Raw genomic sequence first — 25,607 nt, 5'->3', positions numbered from 1 at the left:
ATTCGCGTTATTCGCGGACAGATTTGTTTTTTCATCGGCGTAAATGAGGATTGGCTGAGTAGTTACAATTTTGGACTCATCGGTTTCTGTGAGGACACGCCCAATCAATCCTAGGACCAATGGTAATCCAAAGACCAACTACAGATGTAGTTGGAAGTAGGTCACATCCCGCGAATCAATCCACCCGGCTGGCACGTGCGACAAAAATTCGTGATGCGTTGATTCGCGCCGACGAGCGAAATCGGCGAGCCGCAACGCGGACACGGCGCGCCCGCTTTCATGTGTACCGCGAGAAAATCGCGCGGTTCCAAATGAATCTGCTCGCCCATCCCCGCGCGCACCTTTTCGATGGCGTCGCGCAGTGTTGCGCGCATCGCGTCGTACAGCCGCGCGATTTCTTCTTCTGACAATGTTGTGCGTTTGCGGTACGGATGCAGACGCGCCGCCCACAAAATTTCGTCCGCGTACGCGTTCCCAACCCCCGCGATAAAATCGGCGCGTGTCAAAACGCCCTTGATCTCGCCGCGATATTTTTGCAAGCGCGCGCGAAAATCCTCGCGTGAAATCTCCAGTGCTTCTGGTCCCATCCCCGCGAAATCCGGAACCTGGGCGAGATCGCGTGTGAGATATACCTGCCCCATTACTTTTTGATCCACGTACCGCAATTCATCTCCGCTCGACAATGTGAAAACAAAGTGAGTCTTGGCGTGTCGCTTGTCGCTGGGTACGGCGAGTTGCAATCGTCCAGCCAATTTTGGATTGACGACGAGATGCAACGGCGCATCATCGCGCGCGAGCGCAAAGACGAGAAACTTGCCGCGCCGCGTGATCGCGTTGATCCTCATGCCGGCGAGCGACTCGACGAAACCAGCGTGCGTCAAATCGCGCACGACAATCGCGCCGCCCGCCGGCAAAACCTGCACCGCGTCAATCGTCGTTCCCGCCACGCGGCGCGTGAGCACTTGTTGTACGACTTCCAGTTCGGGTAGTTCGGGCATTGCGCTAGTTTCCCAATTCGATAAACACGGGCGTCGTGTCGAGCGTCAACGTGACCACGCCGTTGACCGCATTCATCGTTTCGATTTGCGCCGCGCTGACGCCGATCTCTGTGATCGTGTGCGTCACCCGCGCGCGCGTCGCGTTGATCGGTATAGTCGCGCGCGTCATCGGCGCGGTCTCGCCGGGAAAATAGATGCGCCCTGGTTCGTGCCACGCGACGATGACCGGCTTGCCTCGCGCGATGAAGCGGTACGCGACAACACCTTGCCCGGCGTTCACTCGTTCGGTGGACGAGGCGTCGCTCAATTTATCAATCGTCTGCTTGAGCGCGTGATACGCCGGGCGAGGCGCGCCGGGTTTCCATTGCGGTCCCATTTGCGCTTCGATCATGCCCATGAAAAACCAATCGCTCGTCACGCGCGGCATTTGCAACAACGCGATATCCGCGAGCGCCCACACATTCATGCCGACATATCCGGCGTGCCGCGCCGCCGCGAATTTCTTGACGAGCGCCTTGGCGTGCTCGGCGCGAAACCATCGCATCGCCGCATCGTGATCGCGCGCGTTCGCATCCTTCATCGCTTCGAGCAACGCAACGACGCGTAACGCGTCGTTCGCGCGAATCGGCGCAAAAGTGAGGTAATCGGCGTCCATCGCGTTCGTCGTCAAGCCGCGCGGATTCTGCGTCCAGATAAATTGCGAAATGCCCATCGCATCGCCGATGAAGACCGGTTTGACGTAGCCGTGCTTGCTCATCTCGCCGCGCAACCACGCGATGGTCGCGTCGAGTTCGGTGTAATCGCCGAGCGCGTGAATTTCGACGACATCGAACAACTCTGGACGCGCGAGCAGTTTTTGCGTTTCGACGATGGGATGACGGAACGTGCGATTGACGCGCGCGCGTTGCGCGATTTCGTTCGCGTTCGGATTCGCGTCGAACACGTCAATCATCATCAGGGGCACGAGCCACACGCGCGCGGCAGGGTTCGCGCGTTTGATCGCGCGCTGTGCGATCGTCAAGAGTTGCAAGTACTCGTCGGTCGTGCCCGGGAAAAATTCGGTCCACTCGCGCTCGACCACGTAATCGAGAATCGGATAGCGCAACCCCGGCATATCGCGGTCGCCATCGCGGTCGTACCGCTCGACGAGGTTAAACATGTACGCTTCGTAATCGTCGAGGAATTGCGCGTCGGGAAAATAATTTTTCGGTTTGGACGATGCCCACTCGTTCCACGCCGTCGTGTAAATCTGAATCTGGTCGAAACCGGCGGACTGGTATTCGGCGATCAACGGGTCAACCTTGTCCCAACGATAGATGTGTTGATCCGCCGCGCGCGGCGCGTTCGGTTCCAGTTCGCGCCAGCCGAACGTTTCGGCGGCGGTGCGCGTGGAGCGCGCGCCGGTCTGCGCGAACGTTTGCGCGAGTCCCGGCAGAATATACTCGACGCCAAATGCAAACGCCGTGCTTGATGCGCGCGTCGCGCTCGGCGATGTTGCCGGCGGCGATGCTGGACGCGCGGTGGGCGCGCGCGTCTCATTCGGCGATGTTGCCGGCGGACGCACAGTCGGTACGCTCGTCTCGATTGACAATGTTGTCGGTGGAGATGTGGGAGGCGCGGTCGGCGTCGTCTGTCCGCACGCGAGCATCACTGCCGCAAAAATCAACGCGCCGCCGATCAAGCGGAATCTGTTCACGTCGCCAACACTCCTTCGTACACGTTCATCACACGCGCGACCATTTTCGCGCGCGTGAATTCCGCGTGAACGCGCACGCGTCCCGCCGCGCCCATCCGCGCGCGTAATCCTGGGTCGTCCATCAATTTTTGAATCGCGGACGCGAGCGCGTGCGCATCACGCGCGGGCACGACGAATCCCGTTTCGCCGTCCACATTCACAAAACTCGTCCCAGTGCCTAGTTCGGTGCAGACGATCGGCTTGCCCGCCGCCATCGCTTCGAGTTGCACGACGCCGAACGCTTCGCTGCGTTCGCACGCCGGCAACACGAACACATCGCACGCGGCAAAGTGTGCGGGCAATTCCGCGTCCGGCACATTGCCCAGAAATTCAACGCGTGACGCGATGCCCAGGTCGCGCGTCAATTGTTTCCACGTGTGTTCTTGCATCCCTGAGCCAACAATTCGCAAACGCGCGTGCGGTAGTTCGCGCATCGCTTGAATCAAATAGTTGACGCCTTTGTAGTAGCGGAGATGACCGACGAAGAGGAGGTGCGCCTCACCCTTCATCCCCGCCTTCGGCACCCCCTTTCCCCTCTCCTCTAGCCACGTCCTTAAGGGCGTGGCTAGAGGAGAGGGGGAAGGGGGAAGGGGGGATAGGGGTGAGGTCTCAAACGGCGCGGGGTCAATGCCGAGTGGGATGACCGTGCATTTTTGTTTGAAGGACGCGAGCACGGGTGACGATGCAATATAATTCGGACTTGTTGGAAGGATGCGATCCACGCGCGCAAGAACGCGATGCATCAGCGGACGATAGAACACGCGCAGAATTTTCTGGCGAATGATGTCGCTGTGGTACGTCAACACCGTTTTGCGCGCGTGACCAAAAAAATAATTCGCGACTTCGCCAAGCGGATACGGAAAATGCAGGTGCGCGATGTCGGGTCGCTCGCGTGCGAGGAGGCGCGGGAACGCGATGCTGATCGGCGCGGACGAAATCGTCGCGAGGCGCGCGGCGAAAATCACGCGCACGCCGTTCAGCGTTTCGATGTGTGTGTGATGATCGCGGCTCGTAACAAGCGCAGATACATCGTGCCCCAGCGCGACCTGCGCTTCGGCAAGCATCTTGACGTGATTCTCGATACCGCCGACGACGGGAAAATAATCTTTGTAGATGTGGAGGATGTTCATTGCGAATAGCGAATGTCGAATGTCGAATGGCGTGATGTGTGATGCGCGATGACCTCGCCATAGACGGCGAGAGTTTCATGGGCACAGCGTTCCCAGGAAAATTGTTGGGCGCGCGCAAGCGATTTGCCGCGCAACTCGTCGCGCAACGCGGCGTCGTCCAGCACTCGCGCGAGATGCGCGGACAGCGCATTCACGTCGCGCGGCTCGAACATCAACGCGGCGTCGCCGACGACTTCGGGCAGTGATGACGCGTTCGAGCAAATTACCGGCGCGCCGCACGCCATCGCTTCGAGCGGCGGCAAACCGAATCCCTCGTACAACGACGGGAACACGAACGCATCGCACGCGGCGTAGAGCGCGGGGAGATCGGCGTCGGCAACATCAGGCAATCTGTAAATTTTCGATTTTCGATTTTCGATTTTCGATTGCTCGGCGTACCGCGCATCCCATGCACCTGCGATCACCAACCCAATTTCGAATTTCGAATTTCGAATTACGAATTTATCAAACGCTTCGATCAGTACCGCATGATTCTTGTGCGGCTTGTTGATGCCGACACTCAAAATGAATCGCGCGGGCAGATCGTATTTCTCACGCACGCGCGCGATTTCGGATTTGGGTTGCGGCGCGAATCGCGCGTCGGCGGCGAGCGGTGTCACCGCGATTCTTTCGCGTGGCACGCGCAGGCGCGCGACCAAATCATCGCGCGTCGAGTTGGACGGCGCGAGGATGCGCGTCGCGGTGCGCGTAGCGAGCGTCAACGCGAGACGAAACACGATTCGCACGCGCGCGTTTGGCAAATCGTTCGGAAAGAACAGTGGGATCAAATCGAAAATCGTGACGATGGAGGGGATGCGGAGAAAATAGGGTTTGATGATGTAGGGGGAATGCAAAATGGCGAAGTGCGAATGGCGAATGGGGAATTGCTCGCGGAAAGAAAAAGTCGGCGTGTCCACGCGGCGCAATTCGATGTTTGGGTGGTGCGCGAGCACGGTGATGTCGTGACGCGTGTTTTTCAACGTGGGGTTGTGCAAAACTACAAAGCGTTCTTCCGGCGCGATACGCGCGAGCGCGTCAATCAGGTTGAATGTGTACCGCCCAATGCCGGGAAAGTGGTCTTGGATGTAACGACCGTCCATCGCGAATGGCGAATGGCGAATGGCGAATGGCTGATTCATTTATTTGCCGGCAACCCGACGATAAACCGCGAGCGTTTCGCGCGCGGCGCGTTCCCAGGAAAATCTTGCGGCTTGCGCGAATCCTTTCGCGCGTAATTCGTCGCGCAACGCTGGGTCACAAATCACGCGCTCAATTGCATTTGCGATTTCGCCGACCTCACGCGGATTGACGAATAGCGCCGCGTCGCCGAGAACTTCGGGAAGACTGCTTGTGTTCGACGCGATCACCGGCGCGCCGCACGCCATTGCTTCGAGCGGCGGCAAGCCGAATCCCTCGTAGAGCGACGGAAACACGAACGTATCGCACGCGGCATAGAGCGCGCGCAAATCGGCGTCGGGAACGAAATCGAGAAACAACACCGCGTTCTCCATTCCCGTTTGCGAAACGTGATCGAACGTCGGCTGATACAGCCAGCCCTTCCGTCCGACGATGAGAAGACGATGTGTGATTCCGTGTTCGCGCAACACCCGCAGCGCATCCACAATCGCGCGAATGTTCTTGCGCGGTTCAATCGTACTGACAAACAACAAGAATGGTTGATTATCCGCGTACCGCGCGCACACATTCGCGATGAGCGCGGGATCGTCTACCGGTCGGAGTGCGGGATCGGCGGCTTCGTGAATCACCGTGATTTTTTCCGGCGGCAGGTTGTAAAAACGAATCGCATCGCGCTTGGTGCATTCGGAAACCGCAATGATCGCGTCGGCGCGACGCAAAAAATGCGGCATCGCGTTCGTGAGAAACCAGCGATTGAGCGGAAGATGATACTCTGGAAAAAATTGGAAAATCAAATCGTGGAGCGTAAAAACCGTTTTGATATTTTTGAATCGCGGCAACAGGTGCTCCGTCGCGTGGAACACATCCGCGCGTGGAAACCAGCGATCCATTCCGATGTCGAGCGCGTGCGCGAGCCACACACCCATTCGAAACGGACGCACGTCGAGCGGGATCGTCGCGCGTGGCAGCGCGCGCAATGCCGGCGGCAACGTCGCGTCCTCGAAACCACCATGCGCGAACGCGGTGTACGCGTTCGACTGATCCTGGGTCACGAGTCGTTCGGCGAGCGCGGCGGCGTACCGACCCAGACCGGCTTTGCGATGAACGACGGGAGAAAGATCGAGTGTAATCTGCATTACCGAATTCGTTTATTCGTTGTCAATTCGTAGAATCGTTCCATCGCGCGCGCCATCGTGTCGAGCGAGAAATGCGTTTCTGCGTGTGCACGCGCGGCGCGTCCCATCTCGGCGCGCAGGTTCGCATCGGCGAGCAAACGCGCGAGCGCGTCTGCGAGTGCGGTCGCATCGCCAAACGGGGTGAGCAACCCAGTTTCCGGCACGACGATTTCCGTCGGCGCGCCGAGATTCGATGCGACCACCGGACGCTCTGCGATCATCGCTTCGATAATCGTGCGCCCGAATGCTTCGGGCAGTGTGCTCGTGTGTGCGACGACGTCCGCCGCCGCGTACGCGACACCTGGGTCGCGCACGAACCCGGCGAATAAAATCGGCGCGCGAGTTTGTTCCGCGAGCGCACGCAGTTCGTTCGCGTATGATTCGCCGCCGCCAAGTACTCCGGGGCGTGCATCCTCCGTGTGCCACGCGCCGACGACGATGCCACGCGCGTGCGGAATCGTTTGCGCGACCTGAGCCATCGCGCGAATGAACACGTCCTGTCCTTTCCATCGCACCAAACGTCCTACGTGCGCGACGACGAGTTCATCGTCGCGCAGTCCTAGTTCCGCGCGCGCGTCGGCGCGCGAAATCGCGAGCGGCGGGCGCGCGCCGTCCGGCGCAAGTCCATCGAAGTGGACACGCGGATAACAGGTGGTAATCCAACGCGAAACGGCGACGATGCAACGCGGCGTACGCGCGAACAGCGTGAGAATTCCGGCGGGCAGTGTGTCGTCGCCGATGCGCCACAAAAGCGGGACGCCGGACAATGGCGCGGCAACCGCGCCGATGAGATGCGTCCGCGCGGTGAACGTGTGTATCACATCCGCGCGCACGACGCGCGCGATGTCGGCGAGTTGCATCCCCGCGCGCAACAGGCGCAAGAAAAAAACCGGACTGTTGTTGATCTGTGGCAGAGGCGTCGTCCACACCTGCGCGTCCGTCGCGCGAAATGTTTCCAGCACCGGACTCGACGGATCGGTCGCGATGATCGGCGTGAAACGCGCGCGGTCGAGCGCGGAGATCAAATCGAGCATGAACGATTCTGCGCCGCCGAAAAAGGGCGCGTGGTCAACGAGGAGGAGATTCATTTATGCGCGAGCAATTCCTTGTAAATGGCATAGGTTTGTTCGGCGATGTGTTCGTGTGTGTAGTGCGCCAAGACACGCGCGCGCCCTTTTGCGCTCAACTCGGCGCGCAATCCTGGGTCGTCGCGCAAACGCGCGAGACAATCGCGCAATGCATTCACATCGCCCTCCGGAAAAATCAACCCGGCGTCGGCGATCACTTCGGGAATCGCGCCGGAATCCGAGCCAACGACTGGTACGCCGCATGCCATCGCCTGTGCCAGCACCAACCCGAATTGCTCGCTCCACTTGTTTGGCAGTGTACGCGAGGGTAACACAAGGCAATCCATCACATTCAGGAAATCCGCGACATGATCATGCGGTACAGTCGGTTGAAAAGTCACACGCGTCTCAATCCTACGTTCAGCCGCGCGTCGAGCAATCTCGTCGCGCAGCACGCCGCTGCCAACGAAAAGCAAATGGCAACTTTGGGGTAACTGGGCGAACGCGTTCAGCAAATCCTCGCATCCTTTCTCCGATACAAGCCGCCCGACATAACCAACGACGAAACGATTGGTCAGCCCGAGCGCGCGGCGCAACTCGTCGGCGGGGTGCGGCGCGAAATGATGCGGATCAATTCCGACATTAGGCAATACTTGGAGCGGTCCGCGATAACCCTTTTGGCGATAGACTTGCGCCGCGCCGGAACTGCCGGCGAACAGATAATCCAACTCGGCAAGTTCGATTCGCTCCAAGAATCGTCGGGGTTGTGATGGACGGTAGAAAAGATTCTCCCAAGTAAATGCGAATAGTTTCGCGCGCGGACGCAGACGTCTCAGGACAACGAACTGCAACAGCGATAGACTCCCCGGCTCTTGCTCGACGTGAAAAATATCCGGCTGGATTTTTCGGATGGCGCGCCAGAGTGGCGCGAGCGCGTACGAAAAAGCAAAGACGCGTCCATTGTTTCGCACTGGGATGGCATAGATCGCGATGCGCGCATCCTGAGACATCGGTTGAAACGTGTAGCTGCCGAACGAGTCATGTTCCCAGGTCGTCGGCACAACCAAAGCCACGTCGAGATGGTATGACGCGAGATGCGTCAACTTCTTTCGGCTTTCCGCCGTGATGTACGATTGACCAACGATGAGGATACGCGACATTTTGAATTTAAGGTTAACGGACGCGCGCCAACGCGCGCCACGCCACTCGCACTTCTTCGATTTGACTTTGCCAACCCAGATGCGCCGGTTGCGCGAGATAAAGCGCGCCGAGCCAGGGTAAACGCAACAGTCCGCCGATCAAATACAGAAACGCCAGCGCGCGGCGACTCGCATCGCCAAAATGCTTGGCATGAAAGTGCAAGTTCGCTTCTAGCACGCGCGCCTGACGCGACGCGCCGAACGCTTGTTTCCCCGCGACATTCGTGTGATGAATGATTCGAGCAGCCGGGACGAGATAAACGCGCCAGTTGTTTTGACGCGCGCGATAACAAATGTCCCAGTCTTCGCCGTACATGAACTGCGTCTCGTCGAATCCGCCGACGGATTGCAGGCACTCGCGTCGAAAGAGCAATGCCGCGCCCATCAGCCAATTCACGCGTTCGGGAATGTCACCTGTTCGGACGCGCCACGCGCCGCGATGAAAACGCGCGGCTAGATGATCGCGAAAGAAAATCAGACGCATCATCTCGGATATTAATGTTGGATCAGGAAACGCGGAGGCGAGCGGCGCGCCGTCGGACGCGATCTGTGTTGGAGCCAGGATGCCCGCGCGCGGCAATTGTGTGGCAGCGGCAAGAAGCGGCGGCAAGGTTGTTGGCGTCAGTTCGGTATCTGCGTTCAAGGCGAAAACGAATGGCGCGGTAAATTCACTCAAGCCCTGATTCATGCCGCGCGCGAAACCACGATTGTTTGAATTAGCAATCAGGCGAACCGACGAAAATGTTTCGCTCACCAACGCGGCGGAATCGTCGGTAGACGCGTTGTCTACCACGATTACTTGCGCGTCGGGCACGCAACGTTCAACTGAATGCAAACACCGCGCCAACAGTTCGCGCGTGTTATAGTTCAAAATCACAATCGAAAGGAATGTGGACACGGCAGGGCTAACCATTGTCGGCGTGAGGATACGCGAGCGCGTACATCACACTGCCGCGATTGGAGCGCCCGGCAAGCCAACCCAGGGGCGTGAGTAACTTGCGAACCAGCCCAGGCATCGTCCACCGTTTGTTGCGACGAATCGCCAGCCAACGCTCCACACTCTGCGCCGGATCGTTCAACCACGACGAGCCGCGCAACGAGATCGTTTGGAAACCGGCGCGGCGAAGCATCGCGGTCAAGGTGGTCGGCGTGAAAAACGACTGGTGACGCGGAACATCTAGATGATACCATGCGTCTCGGAAAATTTTCACGTCCACGCTGTCCCAGTTCGGCACGCCGATCACCAACACCCCGTCGGGCTTAATCAATCGCCGCGCGTGTCGCAAAACTTGGAGCGGATCGGGAACGTGTTCCAGGTACCACCACATGGTAGTCGCGTCAAAAGAATTTTCCGCCAATGGTGCATCAGCTAGGTCGCTGTCCAAAATCTCAAGGTTCAAAACATCGCGCGCGTGCCGCACCGCATGGGGATTGATCTCGACTCCGACCACTTGCCATCCCAAATCTCGTTGCGCGGCGAGATAATCGCCCTTGCCACATCCCACATCGAGTAAACGTCCGCTGGGACGCCAGAGCAAAATCGGCAAAGCGATGGTTTGATACAACGCGTGATACGCCGCCACGATTGGATTTGACCATCGTGGCAACGCGGGTTGTGGCAAGGGATAGCCATAATCGCGAATGAGAATCGCGCGATGCAAGCGCGCGCGCCATGATTCCTTTTGGTGTTGGGTTGTCACGTCCGGCGCGTACGCGTAATCCGCCGGATAGAAACGCAACATATCGGCGCGCGTAGGACGCGGATTTAGATACACCATTCCGCATTGCCCGCAACGCACGACGCGAAATTCGCCGGGCAGATTGTGAAGCCAGTCCTGCGCGGTCAAGACGATTTGTGCGTCATCCTGTTCGCACAAAACACACCGAACATATTCGAGCGTAATGGTAGAGACCTCCATGCGCTTCATCCTTCGCGCGAATGCCGGAATTCGGTTGCGTTGAGTTGCGTGTAATCCACTGCGCGATCTTTGCGCGGCACGACGACGCAACCGTACCCATTCAACCAACGACGCAACGGCAATCGCCGATGACCCAGCCACGTGTCCACGCGGATAACCCAGTGCGCGAAGGCGTCACCTCGACCGACGAGGCGAAACAGTTTGCGCGTCGCGTGAATGAGGCGCGGGAAACTCACGAGACCGCCGCGTTCCACATAATCGAGCGGCGCAAAGCCATTCGCTTGCAAGAGACGCAGAATCGTTTTGCCGGAATGAACGCGCACGTGGTATTCGGGCGCGTCGCTGTAAAACGGAATCGTCACGACGAGTCGTCCATCGTCTTTGAGCACGCGTCGCGCCTCGCGCAACGCGTCGAAATCGTTCCAAATGTGTTCGAGCACTTCGGGTAAGAGCACCGCGTTAAAGGTCTGATCGGGAAACGGAATCGCGTGAGCGACATTCGCGAGAATGGTTTGCGGCAAATGGGTTTGCAGCGCGATATCCAAATTGAAAACTCGGTGACCGCGCTGGGTCAACGCATAATAATCGCGTCCCCAGGATGGACCAACATTGAGCACGCGTCGTTGACCGGCGACGGAGTCGGCGATGAGTATTGCCGGTTCGAGTTCTTGGATGGCTTGCGCCATCGCAGAAAATTCGACGGGAATCATTTGCGCGAACCCAGGTTCGAAATGAATGCGATCAATTCGAGCACGCTCCGCTCTGGCAGGATGCGCCCAAGCGAGTATACCACGCGCTCGATGATCAGCACTGCAATCAGTTTGAGGTCGCGTGCCGCGATGGCTTGACGCAAGCCGGGAATCTTGCCGCGATTCACGCGATCGGTTGGATCGGGTGGTTGGGCATCGCGCGCGCGTCTCTGCAGATGACGCCGGACACCGAGCGCGGTTTCGAGTGATTGCGTGAAAAATCCTGTCCAAGTGTACGAACGCAGGTGAAGCACCTTGACTGGCACGTACAGAAAACGGGTGTATCCTTGCGCGTAAATGCGTTCACGCAATTCGCGCTCTTCGCCGGCAATGTGGCGCGTGAACGTGGTGGCGAAACCGCCGACTTGCAACAGGACCGCTCGCCGATACGAGACGTTGTTCGTCGCGCCGGGAACATCCAGCTCACCGCCTACAAATTCCGCGCGATCAGGCGTCAGTCCATAAGTATACCAGGTCCCCCACAACTCTTGCCGCGCGAGAACATTTTTGCGCCACACGTCTTCGGGAGGTTCGCATCTCCCGGCGACCCCGCTCACTTCGGGATGACGCGCGTATCCATCAGCAATGCGCGCGAGCCAATCCGGCGGTGCGACGTTATCGTCGTCGGTGAACGCGATAATGTCGCCGGTCGCGTGTTGAATTCCCAGGTTGCGCGCGACCGAGGGACCCGAACGTGTTTCGCGCAGATAACGAAAATCGGGAAACTCGCGCGCGAGCAATTCGTCCGTGCCATCGTTCCCGCCATCCACAACCAACACTTCGAAATCCGGATGGTCTTGGGCTTGCAACGATTTGAGGCATTGCCGTAAAACGTCCTTGCGATTGAAGGTCGGAATGACGACAGAGAAACGCATCAATTCCCTCGCACGAGAGAATAAATATAGCGCGTGCGATCCACGATGTCACGGCGACTCGACACCCAGCTCACCGACGCATAGAAAAGCAAAATCAATCCGGCAAACGAAAAGAAACGAAACCATGCGGGCGCGGAATCCAGCGGCACGATTCGCGTAAAACCCAGGAATAGAATCAACGCGAGCGCGCTGTTGAACAAGGGCTTGAATGCGTTCTGCATCAAATTGATCTGCAAAACGGTTTTGCCAAAATACAATAAAAAGCCGGCGGAGATGAGAAATGCAATTCCGACACTCACGGCTGTGCCCACTGCGCCCCAGAACCAGGTGAGCGGTACCGCGAGCGCGATCAACACGCACGCTTGAATGAAAACGAGACGCGCCATTTGACCGGGACGCCGCGTCGCGACGAGAATCGAAACCATATCGTCCCACAATGGACGAAACATCGAAAATGCCGCGAGCACTTGGAGAATCGGCACGCTCGGCAGCCATTTCGCGCCGTACAGCGTCACAACCAAATCGGGTGCGGTGACGAGCAAGACCAGTGCTAATGGCGTCGTCAAGGTCAGGACGGTCCACAAGACCATCGAGAATGCTTTGCCAAGTCGCACCGGATCGTCCTGCAACTGCGCGTACGTCGGCAACGAAATTCGTCCGAGCGCGGACGACACGAGCAATGTGGGCCACAGCGATGTGCGATACGCGCGATCGTAGAAACCCAGGAGGAAGGTGCCGCTGAACAAACCGATGATAAAGTTGTCGAACTGGGTCAGAACAATCAGCGAGATCGCATAGACCGCGCCGTATTTCATTCCGTATGCCAAGAACTCACACGCGAGAGCGCGTTGGAGACGCCATCGAGGTCGGCGCGGAGCAATTTTCAGATACCACATGACTGTGACCAATGCTCCAACACCTTGACCGAAAAGTAGACTCCACAGCCCCCAGCCGGCTAGTGCGCCTCCCAGTGATGCCACAAACTGACTCGTACTAGCAAACAATTGGATGAAGGATACAGCGCGGAAAGCAACTTGTTTCTCAATCGAAAGGCGTATGCTTGTGCTGTACGGCTCAAGCAGACCAAGTAACCCGAAGACGAGCAAACAAATCGCAAGATCAGCGCGCCCCAACCCTACTGCTAAAACGCCGGCGATCCCTAATAAACCGAATGAAATCCCGGCTAAACCAAAACTAAGGCTGAAGAAGGTGTCGAAAAGTTCGGGGTGCTCATCTCTATCACGCAAGTATTTTTGGTCCAACTGCAACTTAACCCGGATATCGACAATAAGATTCAAGGTTGCTGCCAACGCAAATGTGCCGAAATCATTTGGAGCCAAAAGACGCGCCAATAGGATTCCGCCCAAAAAGCCAACCAGGATGCTAGTTGCTGTACTGGCACTGAGAAACAGTGCGCCGCGCAGAACACGCGAAGATATTCCCATTTTTTAGCTGCGACCTCGCGCGGTATTCGTTTAACCGGTTGAACTCGCTGATTTTTTTCGGGCAACCACAAGTGCTTGGAGCATTTCAGCTTGGCGATTGCGCAGTCTCAAGGCACTTCGAATTTTCAAGCGATAAGACATACCACGATAAAAATGAAATAGCCGACGTGTTTGCGATTCGAGTTCGTGAAATATCAGACTCTCTTCAAAAGCCAAATATGCAACTTCGACCAAGTGCAACACCCAAGAACGATGCGGCTTGGCTTGGTGTTTTCGTTTTCGGAAAGCTTCAAGGTCTTGAGCGCGAAACGCAAACCGAATATCTTCAAAGCCAGTCTCTTTCAGACGGAAATTGATGTCAGGCAAATCCGTTTTCCAAGGGTGTCCAGGGTCTACCAACCACCAGTTGCGACTCTTGCTGAGATTGTTCATTTGAAAAAGAAGATCGGGGTTGGATTCATTTGCTTCGAGTGGGATGACGAACGAAAACAGTCCGCCTGTTTTCAGAACACGATGGATTTCACGAAGCGCCATGTCTGCGTCGTTATAAAGATGTTCCATCACGTTGTTGTTGTAAACACAGTCAAAATATTCGGTTGGCATTGGTAGAGCGAACAGCGAAGCAACAACCGAATCCAAACCAGCGTTGCGCGTAGTTCGCGCACATTCATGCAGCAAATCTACGACAACAATCTTTCGATGAGGATCAAGACAGCGCATGAGCAACGGCTCGTGTCCTGCCATCGAGCCCGCCTGCAAGATTCGCGCTGAACCTATGGAAACATATTGGAGTCCCCAGAGTGTTGCCGGGTAAGCCGCTTTCAGTTGCTCGGTTGATTCTGTGGGGACGTGCCAATCTGCCGGTTGAGGTGGTAGGTCTTGTTCCTCATGGACTTGGATTGTCAATCGCTCGTGGTCACGATGAAACTTCTCCCAGACGTGTGGATGTGCAAGTTTCTGCCTAAGCGAGCGATTGCGTTCAAGGTCTGGTCCATTCAGTAGCGGAAACATCTGAATGTACATAGCTTCTTCAGCAGTGATTTCTTTCAATTGTACAGAGTGACTGGAAAAGCGGAGTCCATATCGGTCAGCCATTGCGCGTTCATCCAGATCAATTGAACAAAAGCCGGAGTGTTTCTGTGAGGATAAGTGTGACTTCACGGTGGTGATTACTCGATCAACCGAGCAATGAGTGTGCCATCTTCCAATTGATCGTGGGCATGCCAAGACGCGATCCGTCCGGGGCTGCTTGGGTCTTGGATTAGCATTCCCAGTTCGTAACCTAAATTGGCAAGAAAATCAATTACACTGTTTCTCGAATGCCCAAAGAAAGCAAGATGTTGTTGGACAAATTCAAGCGCGATGAAGTCGGGTTTGAAGGAGCCAGTCAGCCCGGTACGCGCCCCTTGCAAAACTAGCAGCTCGGCTCCTTCGACATCTATTTTCACCGCGCGAATTTTCCCGATGCCATTCGATTCGATGTATTCGTCCAGGGTAATCGCGGGAACGGTTTGCGTCTCGGTGAGTAAAGCGCTTGTGCGCCGCATCGAAGATAACCCGCTGTCCATCTCTGGCGCGATATACAACGGGACCTTCCCAGCACAATTGGAGAGTGCGATGTTGTTGATAGCAACCTGGTCAAATTGATTGAGCGCGACGTTACGCTTCAATTCGTCTAACACACGCGGGTTCGGCTCGAAACTGTGAACATGCCCACTGGGTCCGACGCACGATGAGCCAAGCAGGGTAAAATAGCCAACGTTCGCGCCGACATCAATGAACGTATCGCCGGGGCGAAGATATTGGCGGAACAACGTCGAGAGAGCCGGTTCGTAACATTTATGCCGCCACAAAAGAAATGGAACCGATTGATCAAGCCGCTTGGCAATCACAAAACCATCTTGATTAATCACACCGCGACTCAAGAAACGTTTGCCGGGCATGACCAGCCAATGACGTAGAAATCTTTGAAGCCACACTGGCGTGTGATTGTACCGCTCCATCAAAAAGGTAAGCATCAGTCACGCCGAAGCATTCAAGTGCAATCGAACCAACTGTTCCCGATACGCGTCCCACGTATGCTGGAGCGCAAGCGCGCGCGCGGCTTGCCCCATGCGGCGCGCCAAACCTGGGTTTGCGCGCAGAGTTTCCAACGCGCGCGCATAGTGCTCAACCTGGTCGTATTCGATAACCAGACCGTTCGCCCCGTTCTCGATCAAATCCGCCGCGCCGGTATGATTCGAAACGACGACCGGTAATCCGCACGCCATCGCTTCGACCACCACCAATCCGAATCCATCCTCGACAGATGGCGCGATAAAAACATGCGCCCTTTGCAGTACGGACAATTGATCGGGTACGTAGCCGACCAATTTCAAGCCGGGTAAATCCGCGTATCGTTGTAAAACCGGACGCGCGTCCGACATCACCTTGCCGACGACCCACAACTCGGCATCGCGCCAGCCCAATCGTTTCCACGCTTTGAGTAGGTACTGAATCCCTTTCCTCAGCATGACCTGACCCAGGAACAAAACGCGGAACGGCGTGGCGGGCACATCCGCGGCTGGACAAAATCGTTCGACATTCACACCCAGTGAAAGGCGCGTAATCTTCTCCGCCGGAATTCCGCGCTCGAGGAGCGTGGCTTGGCTAAATCGAGATTGCACGACGAGTTGATCAGCGAGAGCCATTTCATTTTCGATGCGCCGCAAATGGGGAGTTGCAAACTGGGACGACATGCCCCACTGTTCGCGTTCGCGGTTCACCAAGTTGAGCACAGTGCGCGGATGGGCGGATCCGAGACCCAGGATAGTCTGCGCGCCACGTTGTCGTGCGATCCGCAAACTCGTCGCGCAAATGCCGGTCCAACTGCTAAACACCTGGCACGGTTGCATCACGCGGCTTGCCCACTGATCGAAGAAAACGCTTTCGAGATAATTCAGATACCAGCCGCTTGGATCATAAATCGCCAAGCGTTTTTGAAGGCGTCCCAGGAATCCCAAATCGGTGATGAACACGCGCGGCAGCCGATCCGTTTTGGACGAGCTGACAATCGCTTGTTTAAGCAATCCAGCTTGATGAAGACCGATCAGCATCTCTAACACGCTGTTGCCCATCCCGCCGCCGCCGAGCCGATGGTTGACTGAGTAGACCACTTGCGGAGACGGCATTAACGATGATCCAACATCGCGTTGATCCGCGCGACGACCATATCAATCGCGATTTGATTAAAGCCGCCTTCCGGAATGATGAGATCGGCGTAGCGTTTGCTCGGCTCGACAAATTCGAGATGCATCGGGCGCACGGTTTCTTCGTACTGTGCGATGACCGATTCCATCGTGCGCCCGCGTTCGGCGATGTCACGTTGCAGACGGCGAATGAATCGCACGTCGGAATCGGTGTCCACGAAAATTTTGATGTCGAACAGATCGCGGAGCGCGCGGTCCACAAAAATCAAAATGCCTTCGACCAGGATCACCGCGCGCGGTTCGATGTGTTTGGATTCGGGGCGGCGCACGTGGCGCGCAAAATCGTACAGCGGCGATTCGACCGCGCGTCCCGCGCGCAATTCCTTGAGATGCGCGACGAGCAAGTCCGTTTCGAGCGAATCGGGATGATCGTAATTGATCTGGGCGCGCTCCGCCATTGGCAGTTGACTCCGGTCGCAATAGTACGCGTCGTGTTGCAGATACGCGATGCGATCACGTCCAACAGTATCGAGAATCGTGCGCGAGACCGTAGTCTTGCCGGAACCGGAACCGCCCGCGACGCCGATCAATACGGGTCGCACGCTTGCATTATACATCATTTCGTACCCTCAGCGGACTATTTTTTTGCGACGATGCCGGTAAACGCGATCGCGCCCGGTCCGGCGTGCGTGCCCAGGATCGCGCCGGCTTCGGTGACGAGAATCCGTTCGGTTGGGTGAATCGCCGCGAGACGCGCGCGTAACTCGTCGGCGCGCGCGGGCGCATTCGCGTGAAGCACCGCGAGTTCTTCGAACGGCGCCAGGTCGGTCGCCAGTTCGACCAAGCGGTCGAGCGCGGCGCGGCGCGTCCGCACTTTATCTAGCGGATGGATGCCATCGCGGCGCACTTCGAGGATGGGTTTGATATCGAGCAGTGTGCCGATGAACGCCTGCGGAAACGTGATGCGACCGCTGCGCCGAATATTTTCGAGCGTATCCAACGCGGTCAATAGACGGACGCGCGGAATCGCATCATCAAGTCGCGCGATGATTTCTGCGACGCTCATCCTTTCACGCGCCATGCGTGCGGCAATCAGCGTGAGCCAACCGAGTCCCATCGAAACCGCGAGCGAATCCACAATCGTGATGTCGAACTGCGGGAGATCGCGCGCGGCGGCGGTCGCCGCATTCACCATTCCGCTCAGGCGACTCGACAAATGAATCGAAATAATTGGCGCGCCGGTTTCGCCGAGCGCGCGATAGATTTCCTCGAACGCGAGCGGCGGCGGAACCGACGTGGTTGGCAACGCGGGGCTGGCAGTGAGTTTGGCGTAGAATTCGGATTCGGTTAGGTCAAGCCCTTCGCGGAAGGATCCGTCCGGAAAATTGATAAAGGCGTGCGCGATGGCAATGTCGAGCTCGCGCGCCAAATCAGGCGGCAAACTCGCCGTGCTATCGGTGACGATACGAACATGGCTCATCGGGATACCTCTGGCGCAAGTATAACACCAGTCGCGCCAGTCCCCAAGTTCATTGTGCGTAAGAAAATCGTAATCTTGTGAAAATATCTGTGTAATCCCGGATTGCTACATTAGTCGTAACGCGATTGACAAGCATTTTCGGCATGTTATAATTTGCGCCATTCTGCGCGAGCGTGCGCTCGCGTTTTTCATAGAGGAGGCAAACAAAATGGATAATCCACTCGATAAAGTACTGCGCTTGAAGCGCGCGAATCCGACGCGCCCCTTCGATTCGAAAGAAGGTCGGCTTCCGCCGGGACAATACCTCACCGACAAATTTCCGGTATTGCATTATGGAAGCACGCCGGGGTTTGATCCGAAAACCTGGGATTTCAAAATCTGGGGCTTGGTCGAAAATCCGGTTCGCTTAACCTGGGAAGAATTTCTGAAGCTGCCGACCGAACGAATCACGACCGACATTCACTGCGTCACGCGCTGGAGCAAGCTCGATACGACGTGGGAAGGCGTCCCGTGGTCGTGGGTGATGGAAAATGCAAAGCCCAAGCCCGAAGCGATATACATCATGGCGCACTGCGAATTTGATTTTACAGCAAACGTCCCTTTGGATGAACTCCTGAATGACGAGAATGTGCTGTTGGCATATAAATATGATGACAAACCACTCGAACCGGATCATGGCTATCCGTTGAGACTGCTGGTGCCTCATCTATACTTTTGGAAATCGGCGAAATGGTTGCGCGGCATCGAGTTCATGGCGAATGATCGCGCGGGGTTTTGGGAAGGGTACGGGTATCACATGCGCGGCGACCCGTGGACGGAGGAGCGATTTTCATAGGAAAATGCAGGTGATTTCGCGCGCTTTTTTGCAAGCCGCGTCTATAGGAACCATACTTGCCAGCTGAACAAAAAGAGGCAGATGAGGCGCGTTCGTCATCTGCCTTTTGATTACTATTTGAGTGAAGCATGTTTTATGACTTGGCAAGGGGTAATCAATTGCTATTGCGGACTAATGTCTCTCATTAAACTCGTGATCGAGCAATCCTTGCGCCTCTTTTAGGGCTGTATCAATATCAACGGTACCCATCGCAACATTGCGCACCGCTGCACCCAGAATCGTCTCGAACTTTAAATCAGAAAACCTTGGATTGCGGCGGTCCTCATTTCGCCGCCGACCAATGCCCAGACCGTCATCGATGCCTTTAATCCAAGGGTACAACGTCTGAAGATCTTCGTTTTCGTAGACGTTCTGGCATGGCGAATTGCCGCCAAGATAGGTGATGATCGAAGAGATATTCGCTTGATAGATCCATTTCAGAACCTGAAGGCACTCTTCATACTTTTGACTATCCTTACTGATGCCAACTACGCCGCCACCTAACAAAGGATGCCCACCGGGAATGGCGGCAAAGCCGATCTTGCCGACAACTTGGGAGCCTTGCCCCAGCACCATGTGAGAGGCGTGGTTGCTAAACGACGACACCATCGCCGTATTGCCCAAGGCAAAGTTTTCGAGTGCTTTCCGCCACCACATATTCGTTGTGTGTTCGGTGTAGTTGAGCATGTCAATATAGTTTTCCAGTGCCTTCTTTGCAGCTGACGTATTGATCACGACGTGACCATGCTTGTCGAAAATTTTGCCGCCATGTGCTAGAAACCAAGGAAGATAATCGCATGCGGCGGTGAGTGCCGCGCCGAACACGAGGCTTGCGCCAAAATCGGTGGGCGAGTTCGGATTGTACTCTTTCGTAAAGAACCTTGCCACCTCGCAATATTCCTCGACGCTCTCCGGCACTGTGAGCTGTCGTCTATGTCGTTCGTAGAACTCCCGTTTGATTTTCACATCCTCGAACAGGTCTGCGCGGTAGTACAGCATTTGGACACTTGGATCAAATGGCAGCGAATACACAGTCTTTCCGATCTTGAAATACTCGCTCGAGATATTGAGGGAAAACTCCGACACGATCGTTTTCAGCTCTGGTGAATCCATGTTCAGTGGACTGAATAGCTGCCTGCCCAAATCGGAGAGCCACAAGAGATCCAGGCGAATGAGATCGTAAGACGATCCTGCGGTCATTCGTTCGGTGGCGCGGTACAATTCGTCGTAATTCAATTCGGTCAACTCGACCGTGATGCCGGTTTGCAACGAACAGCGTGACAGGATTTTTCTCAATGCCTCAGAGGTCGGGCTGGCAAGGGTCAAAAATTTCACCTGTCGATTTGTGTTCGCGACATGAATACGCGGGAACCGAAACCGAAACCCGTCATGGGGCGATTGGAAATAGTTCTTGTCAACGCGACCCTTCTGGTTTGATTTCAGAATGTATTGCCCGATCTTCCGCCCCAGCATTTTGTAGTTTAGTTCGTAATTGACAATATTCTCGATGGGCAGAATATCCGTGTTGGATACGGAATAAATCGCGGGCAGTACTCGATTCGGTATAAAGCTGATCGCTGATTGCAAGTGCTCCACCCTTTCAGCGTTGGGTGTAACAATTGCATCGATCTCCTCCTTCATTGAAAGAATGTCAAAGGCAGTACTGAAAGCTAGGGCATAGTCTCCCCTAAAAACATGCAAGGTGCATGAACTTTTCTCTAGGGCTTTATCTAAACCGATTTGAAATTTCTTTTCGTCAGAGAACTCTTGAATTCCACAGAATAGGGCAATGTTCCGGTGACCATCGGCGATGACCCTTTCGCCAATCTCAAAACCGGCCTTTTCGAAGTCAAAAGAAATGAAGAGTGCATTCTTAGGCGCCTTGGCAACGAATCGATCGACGAAGATAAAACGATTCTTTTCGTCGTAGACGCCGTCATTCGTGACGAGCGAGCTGACAACGACCACATAGTCCGGATTCAGTGACCGCACTTGTTCGAGGACGATCTCTTCCGCGTGCGGCATATTCCGGGTGAAATACACGTTCACATTATAGTCGAATTTGCGTAAGTAATGTCCGAGACTCGTAAACAGGTCCACATAGGTTGTTTCTTTCAAGTCAGGAATGATGACGCCGACGAAGCGATTGTGCCCTTGCCTCAACTGACTTGCTTGCGCACTTCGTTGGTAACCCAGGGCGCGCGCCGCATCTTCGACCTGCTTGATCTTCTTGATGCTAACGATTCCCTTTTTGTTCATGACATTGGACACGGTGCCATGCGACACACCGGCTAACTTGGCGATATCTTTAATGGTTGGCATATGCGCTCACTCCATTTCGTCGAGACTTTCCTAGCTTCAAGACTTGGCGGCAGAATCCTCTCTGCCCCGCGTCACGTACAATGCTGTCGCGGCGATGACCATGAGAATAACCGCATAGACAAAGGACATCGCCTGTGCATTTATCGTTGCCGTTTCATCGCTGGCGGCTTTGATCACAATCCCAAGCGGTTGCAGGAGCGGATGGTACAGGAAGACCGTCAAGTCGTAATCAGCGAGCAGACTATTCGCATTCAGGACAACCACTGCAAGCACCGAAGGTAGAATAATCGGTAGAACCACTCGGCGAAAAGTGTAGAAAGCACTTGCCCCGAGACTCTGCGCCGCTTCTTCGAGACTTCCTTCAACAGCAAAAAACGCGGCTTTGATCATGCGTAAGGAAAATGGAAGCTTGACGATGGTGTACCCCAGCAAGAGAATAAACGCTGTGCCAATCAGCACAGTGTTGCCCACCAAGATGTTCGGAGCATCATACGAGAGCATCAGCCCAACCGCAATCAACGAGCTAGGCAAGAGCCACGGAATGAGCATGCTGTACTCGAGTAGGTTCGCTAATTTGCCGCTGGATTTATGGAGGAGACGAGAGACCGCGAGTGCAATCGCAGCGACGCCAATCGCGGCAAAGATAGAATACAGCATGCTGACGACATAGGGCTTGAACGCATTCGGCTGTGTTACCAGGTTCACATAGTTTTCGATTGTCAGATTCTCAACCGCGATTACACCGGTCTTGATGTTCACAGATTGGGTAAAGGAATAGATCACAACCAGCACAATCGGGGTGGCATAAATCAGAAACAGCAGATAGGCAAGCCCATGCGCCAACGCGTTGGCGACCGGCGATTCGATTTTCTGCTTGGTCATTTTGGATTTGGTTTTGGCAATCGAAATATAGGTCCCGCCCTTTTCGATCTTGTTCATGACGGTCAGCAACAAAATCGTCGCAATGCCTAAGATAATTGCCAAGAGAGCGGCGATCTCTCTAGAGTACGTACTACTGGCAAATGTAATAATCATCGGATTGATGGTTTGGAATTCGGTGCCGCCGACAATCAAGGGCGCAGACAAGGCACTCAAGCCCGTCAAAAACGTGAGAATACTGATGGCAAAGAAGGTCGGCTTGAGCAAGGGCAGGATGATGCGAACCATAATCGTTCCAAACGAAGCTCCCAGGTTTCTCGCTGCCTCGATAACCTGGTAGTCAATGGCGCGGACGGCGTTCGTCAGAAAGAGCATGTGATTCGACGTGCAGGCAAACGTCATGATGAACATCACCGCCCAGTAGCCCTTGAACCAGGTCGGATCCAGTCCTGGGAGAATGCTTACGAGAAATCTCGTCATCAACCCGGTTTCGCCGTAAATGAACTTGTAACCGGTCGCCAAAACGATGCCGCCATAAATGAGCGTTGTCATGTAGGCGGCTTTGAGGATTTTAGCGCCCTTGATGTCGAAATATTCCGTGAATAGAACGAGCAAGGTTCCAACGACGTTGACGGAAATGGTGAGTGAGATGGCGAGAATAAAACTGTTGAGCAAGCTGCGCATGGCGCGTTCGGAGGAAAGCAGCTTGCCAAACACTTCGGTGGAGAATTCGCCATTCTTGTAAAACACGTTGAGGAGGATATTCGCATTGGGGTAGATCAGAAAAGCGATCACAAACCAGACCAAGAACACGCGAAGAACGAGTCCTCCGATATTGATGGTACTCAGTTTTTCCAACAGGGCGGATTTTTTCATGTTTACCTGCCGAGATGGGAGACGAACTCTAATATTGCATTACTGTAGCTGGATTGATAAAGAGATCAACCTGACTGCCCTGTTCAAATAGGACAACGCCGTCATTCTTTTCGATGCTCTTCAACGTTTGTCCCAGCACTTCAAAGTGGTACTTGGTGAATACACCGTCATATTCCGAGTCTTTCACGATCCCGCTCAAGCGAGCCAACCCATCTTTCCGTTCCAAAGAAATCGTTTCGAGCCGGATAAACCCTTCCTTCTCTGGGTCAAGTTGTTTGGACAATTGCGTATTGATTTCTCGAATGATATTCTCGTGCAGGGTGTTGATATCGCCGATGAATTCACAGACGAAGCGCGACGCGGATCTGTTGTAAATCTCGAATGGGGTGCCAACCTGCTCAATCTTGCCATTATTGAAAACGGCAAGCCGATCGGAAAGGGTCAATGCCTCTTCTTGGTCATGCGTCACATACAAGGTCGTGATACCGAGATCGCGTTGCAGCTTTTTCAGTTCGCCGCGCAGACCAATCCTGAGCTTGGCGTCAAGGTTCGATAGTGGCTCATCCAGACAGATGATTTTGGGTTGCATGATCATGGCGCGCGCCAATGCCACGCGTTGTTGCTGACCGCCGGAAAGCTGAGATACATTCTTAAAGAGTTGCTCTTCGCCCAGATCGATCTTGCGGGCAATCTCAAACACGCGCTGCCGAACTTCCGCCTTGTTCAATTTCTTGACGCGCAAGCCAAAGGCGATGTTCTCAAAAACATTCATCGTGGGAAAAAGCGCATAACTCTGAAAGACCATTCCGATTTCCCGCTTTTCCACGGGATCATTCGTAATGTCTCGATGATCTATCTGAATCGTCCCGCGCGTGGGGCGAATGAACCCCACCAAACTTCTCAGCGTGGTCGTTTTGCCACAACCCGATGGACCCAGGAAAGTAAAAAACTCTCCTCGCTGAATCACGAGGTTGAGGTCTGGAATCGCAACGAAATTGCCGTACTTGATCTCGATGTTATTGAATTCAATCATTGATTCGCTCCTAGCGCTGTGACAATGCCTGCTTGAACGCATGATTCCAAAAAGCCCAGCCCGATATTTCGAGCCGGGCTTGTCGCAAACATTGTAACAGACACACCACTTGGCGTCAAAGAATCAAAGGTTGTTTATCCCTGGGTCAACACAACCTTGCTAGATTTCACTTGACGTACTCTAGCTCGATTTTTTCCATCCATTTGTCGATGTTGCTGGCGACGAAGCTCCAATCCATCTTTTGCGGTTTGACTGCCGCCATCAACGCTTTCACTTCGGGCGCAGAGTTTTTCAGGGCTTCGGGGTGCGCCGGCGTCGAACCGAATTTGGCTGACCATTCCGATTGGATTTTCGCGGAACCAAACCAGTCCACGAATTCCTTGGCAAGTGCGGTCTTTTTGCTGTTGGTAAAGATCGCGACTTGCTCCACCACAAAGGGAACGCCAATCTCGGGAGTCATGAAATCGAAATCTACCTTGCGGTCTTTTTCATTCTGCAACAATCCGCTGCCCCACATCATAAACATCGGACGAGTACCACTGATGGCGTTGCCCCAATAGTCTTCACCCGTGGCGACGATGTGACCGTTTTGGATGAAACCCTTGATCGCTTCCCAGCCCTTGTCGGAAATGCCGTACTTGCCATTGGGATCGGCGTAACGCACGATGATACCTGCAAGAATGGTCTTGGCTGTGCCACCTCCGAGAGCGAGGATCGCATATTTGTCTTTGTACTCCGGCTTGGACAGGTCCGTCCAATCCTTCGGTGCAGTCTCCTTGCTGACAAATTTGGGGTTGTAAGCCAAGATCAAAGGTTGGACGACGATGGGATAATAGTATCCATCTTTGTCGCCAAATGCCATGTCTACTTCTTTCGCCCATGCCGGCTCATACTTGTGCAGCATGTTTTGCTTTTTCAGTTTTTCGTATTCCAAAGCGTTGAGACCAAAGACCAGGTCAGCAATCTGATTGTTCTTTTCAGCGACCAGTCGGTTCGTCAAGTCACCGGCTCCAAGCTGCAGGTATTCGATTTGGTAGCCGTCCTTGGCGGCGCGTTCTTTCAGCCAATCGCCACGACCATCCGATCCTGAATTAGTGTAGACAATCAGCGTTTTGTCGCCGGCGACCAGTGCCTTGGTAGGGGCGGCTGTCGGTTGTGCGGCGGCTTTAGTTGGAACCGCCGTCGAAAGTGCTGGCGCACTGGTGGGCGCAGCAGTGGGTGGCGGGGTGGCGGCTGGCGCGCAAGCGACCATCAGCCCTACGATCACCGCCATAATCACGAGAACACACAAGCGACCTTTTCTTCCGTTCATTTTTACTCCTTTTGGATGTCATCCAAGACCTTAAGCGTCATTTCACATAACCGATGTGAATATATTTCACCTAACCTCTGTGAGAATCCCACAGATAGGGAATTTCAATGAACCGATCCCGGCGACGATTGCGCCGTGCAAACCGGTGACTGATGTGTTTTTGCATCGCGCGTTC

22 protein-coding genes are annotated in these 25,607 nt (G+C 55.0%); 1 reads left to right on the top strand and 21 read right to left on the bottom strand.

Annotated elements, in window-relative coordinates:
* Positions 1-161 precede the first annotated feature (161 nt).
* The 17 genes from HY868_01225 to HY868_01145 form a co-directional block, all read right to left on the bottom strand.
* On the bottom strand, positions 162-998 hold the full coding sequence (locus tag HY868_01225) for an Fpg/Nei family DNA glycosylase (GenBank protein ID MBI5300729.1): 837 nt from the start codon (positions 996-998) through the stop codon (positions 162-164).
* A gap of 4 nt (positions 999-1,002) precedes the next feature.
* Positions 1,003-2,694 (bottom strand): hypothetical protein, encoded by a 1,692-nt coding sequence (locus HY868_01220; protein ID MBI5300728.1) that lies wholly within the window; start codon positions 2,692-2,694, stop codon positions 1,003-1,005.
* Positions 2,691-3,863, bottom strand: a complete 1,173-nt coding sequence (locus HY868_01215; GenBank protein MBI5300727.1) for a glycosyltransferase — start codon at positions 3,861-3,863, stop codon at positions 2,691-2,693. Before HY868_01215 ends, HY868_01220 begins: the two co-directional genes overlap by 4 nt.
* The gene (locus HY868_01210; GenBank protein ID MBI5300726.1) at positions 3,860-5,041 is read right to left on the bottom strand and encodes a glycosyltransferase family 4 protein; all 1,182 of its coding nucleotides are present in this window, start codon (positions 5,039-5,041) and stop codon (positions 3,860-3,862) included. Before HY868_01210 ends, HY868_01215 begins: the two co-directional genes overlap by 4 nt.
* Positions 5,042-6,175, bottom strand: a complete 1,134-nt coding sequence (locus HY868_01205) for a glycosyltransferase family 4 protein (protein MBI5300725.1) — start codon at positions 6,173-6,175, stop codon at positions 5,042-5,044. It abuts the gene before it with no gap.
* The gene (locus tag HY868_01200; protein ID MBI5300724.1) at positions 6,175-7,302 is read right to left on the bottom strand and encodes a glycosyltransferase; all 1,128 of its coding nucleotides are present in this window, start codon (positions 7,300-7,302) and stop codon (positions 6,175-6,177) included. The genes HY868_01205 and HY868_01200 overlap by 1 nt, the downstream gene beginning before the upstream one ends.
* Complete coding sequence (locus tag HY868_01195) at positions 7,299-8,441, bottom strand: glycosyltransferase family 4 protein (GenBank protein ID MBI5300723.1); 1,143 nt, start codon at positions 8,439-8,441, stop codon at positions 7,299-7,301. Before HY868_01195 ends, HY868_01200 begins: the two co-directional genes overlap by 4 nt.
* Positions 8,442-8,454: 13 nt before the next feature.
* On the bottom strand, positions 8,455-9,378 hold the full coding sequence (locus HY868_01190) for a glycosyltransferase family 2 protein (protein ID MBI5300722.1): 924 nt from the start codon (positions 9,376-9,378) through the stop codon (positions 8,455-8,457).
* A gap of 7 nt (positions 9,379-9,385) precedes the next feature.
* Positions 9,386-10,399, bottom strand: coding sequence for a class I SAM-dependent methyltransferase (locus HY868_01185; GenBank protein ID MBI5300721.1), 1,014 nt, complete (start codon positions 10,397-10,399; stop codon positions 9,386-9,388).
* A gap of 5 nt (positions 10,400-10,404) precedes the next feature.
* Entirely contained in the window at positions 10,405-11,109 is a 705-nt protein-coding gene (locus tag HY868_01180) for a class I SAM-dependent methyltransferase (protein ID MBI5300720.1), read from the bottom strand.
* A complete protein-coding gene (locus HY868_01175; protein MBI5300719.1) occupies positions 11,106-12,023 on the bottom strand; it encodes a glycosyltransferase family 2 protein in 918 nt (305 codons plus the stop codon). The genes HY868_01180 and HY868_01175 overlap by 4 nt, the downstream gene beginning before the upstream one ends.
* On the bottom strand, positions 12,023-13,363 hold the full coding sequence (locus tag HY868_01170; protein ID MBI5300718.1) for an oligosaccharide flippase family protein: 1,341 nt from the start codon (positions 13,361-13,363) through the stop codon (positions 12,023-12,025). The genes HY868_01175 and HY868_01170 overlap by 1 nt, the downstream gene beginning before the upstream one ends.
* 135 nt (positions 13,364-13,498) lie before the next feature.
* Positions 13,499-14,563, bottom strand: a complete 1,065-nt coding sequence (locus HY868_01165; protein MBI5300717.1) for a class I SAM-dependent methyltransferase — start codon at positions 14,561-14,563, stop codon at positions 13,499-13,501.
* 74 nt (positions 14,564-14,637) lie between these two features.
* On the bottom strand, positions 14,638-15,486 hold the full coding sequence (locus tag HY868_01160) for an FkbM family methyltransferase (protein MBI5300716.1): 849 nt from the start codon (positions 15,484-15,486) through the stop codon (positions 14,638-14,640).
* A 3-nt stretch (positions 15,487-15,489) separates the two neighbouring features.
* Positions 15,490-16,638: a glycosyltransferase family 4 protein gene (locus HY868_01155; GenBank protein MBI5300715.1), complete on the bottom strand. Its 1,149-nt coding sequence runs from the start codon at positions 16,636-16,638 to the stop codon at positions 15,490-15,492.
* Positions 16,638-17,276, bottom strand: a complete 639-nt coding sequence (gene udk / locus HY868_01150) for a uridine kinase (GenBank protein ID MBI5300714.1) — start codon at positions 17,274-17,276, stop codon at positions 16,638-16,640. The genes HY868_01155 and udk overlap by 1 nt, the downstream gene beginning before the upstream one ends.
* Before the next feature lie 17 nt (positions 17,277-17,293).
* Entirely contained in the window at positions 17,294-18,136 is an 843-nt protein-coding gene (locus tag HY868_01145) for a DegV family protein (GenBank protein MBI5300713.1), read from the bottom strand.
* A 208-nt stretch (positions 18,137-18,344) separates the two neighbouring features.
* Here HY868_01145 and HY868_01140 point away from each other — a divergent pair, with 208 nt between their 5' ends.
* Positions 18,345-18,971, top strand: a complete 627-nt coding sequence (locus HY868_01140; GenBank protein ID MBI5300712.1) for a sulfite oxidase-like oxidoreductase — start codon at positions 18,345-18,347, stop codon at positions 18,969-18,971.
* 171 nt (positions 18,972-19,142) lie between these two features.
* On the opposite strand, the gene HY868_01135 is transcribed toward HY868_01140, so the two are convergent.
* The 4 genes from HY868_01135 to HY868_01120 all read right to left on the bottom strand — a co-directional run bounded on the left by HY868_01135 (position 19,143) and on the right by HY868_01120 (position 25,372).
* Positions 19,143-21,332, bottom strand: coding sequence for an extracellular solute-binding protein (locus HY868_01135; protein MBI5300711.1), 2,190 nt, complete (start codon positions 21,330-21,332; stop codon positions 19,143-19,145).
* Positions 21,333-21,368: 36 nt separating this feature from the next.
* Positions 21,369-23,087 carry an iron ABC transporter permease gene (locus HY868_01130; GenBank protein MBI5300710.1) on the bottom strand — a complete coding sequence of 573 codons (1,719 nt, stop codon included), beginning with the start codon at positions 23,085-23,087 and terminating at the stop codon, positions 21,369-21,371.
* Between the two features lie 28 nt (positions 23,088-23,115).
* Entirely contained in the window at positions 23,116-24,120 is a 1,005-nt protein-coding gene (locus HY868_01125; protein ID MBI5300709.1) for an ABC transporter ATP-binding protein, read from the bottom strand.
* 166 nt (positions 24,121-24,286) lie between these two features.
* Complete coding sequence (locus HY868_01120; protein MBI5300708.1) at positions 24,287-25,372, bottom strand: extracellular solute-binding protein; 1,086 nt, start codon at positions 25,370-25,372, stop codon at positions 24,287-24,289.
* Between the last annotated feature and the right edge of the window lie 235 nt (positions 25,373-25,607).

This window comes from Chloroflexota bacterium, assembly GCA_016219275.1.
Lineage (GTDB): Bacteria > Chloroflexota > Anaerolineae > UBA4142 > UBA4142 > JACRBM01.
This window is presented reverse-complemented; position numbering and strand designations above follow the sequence as displayed.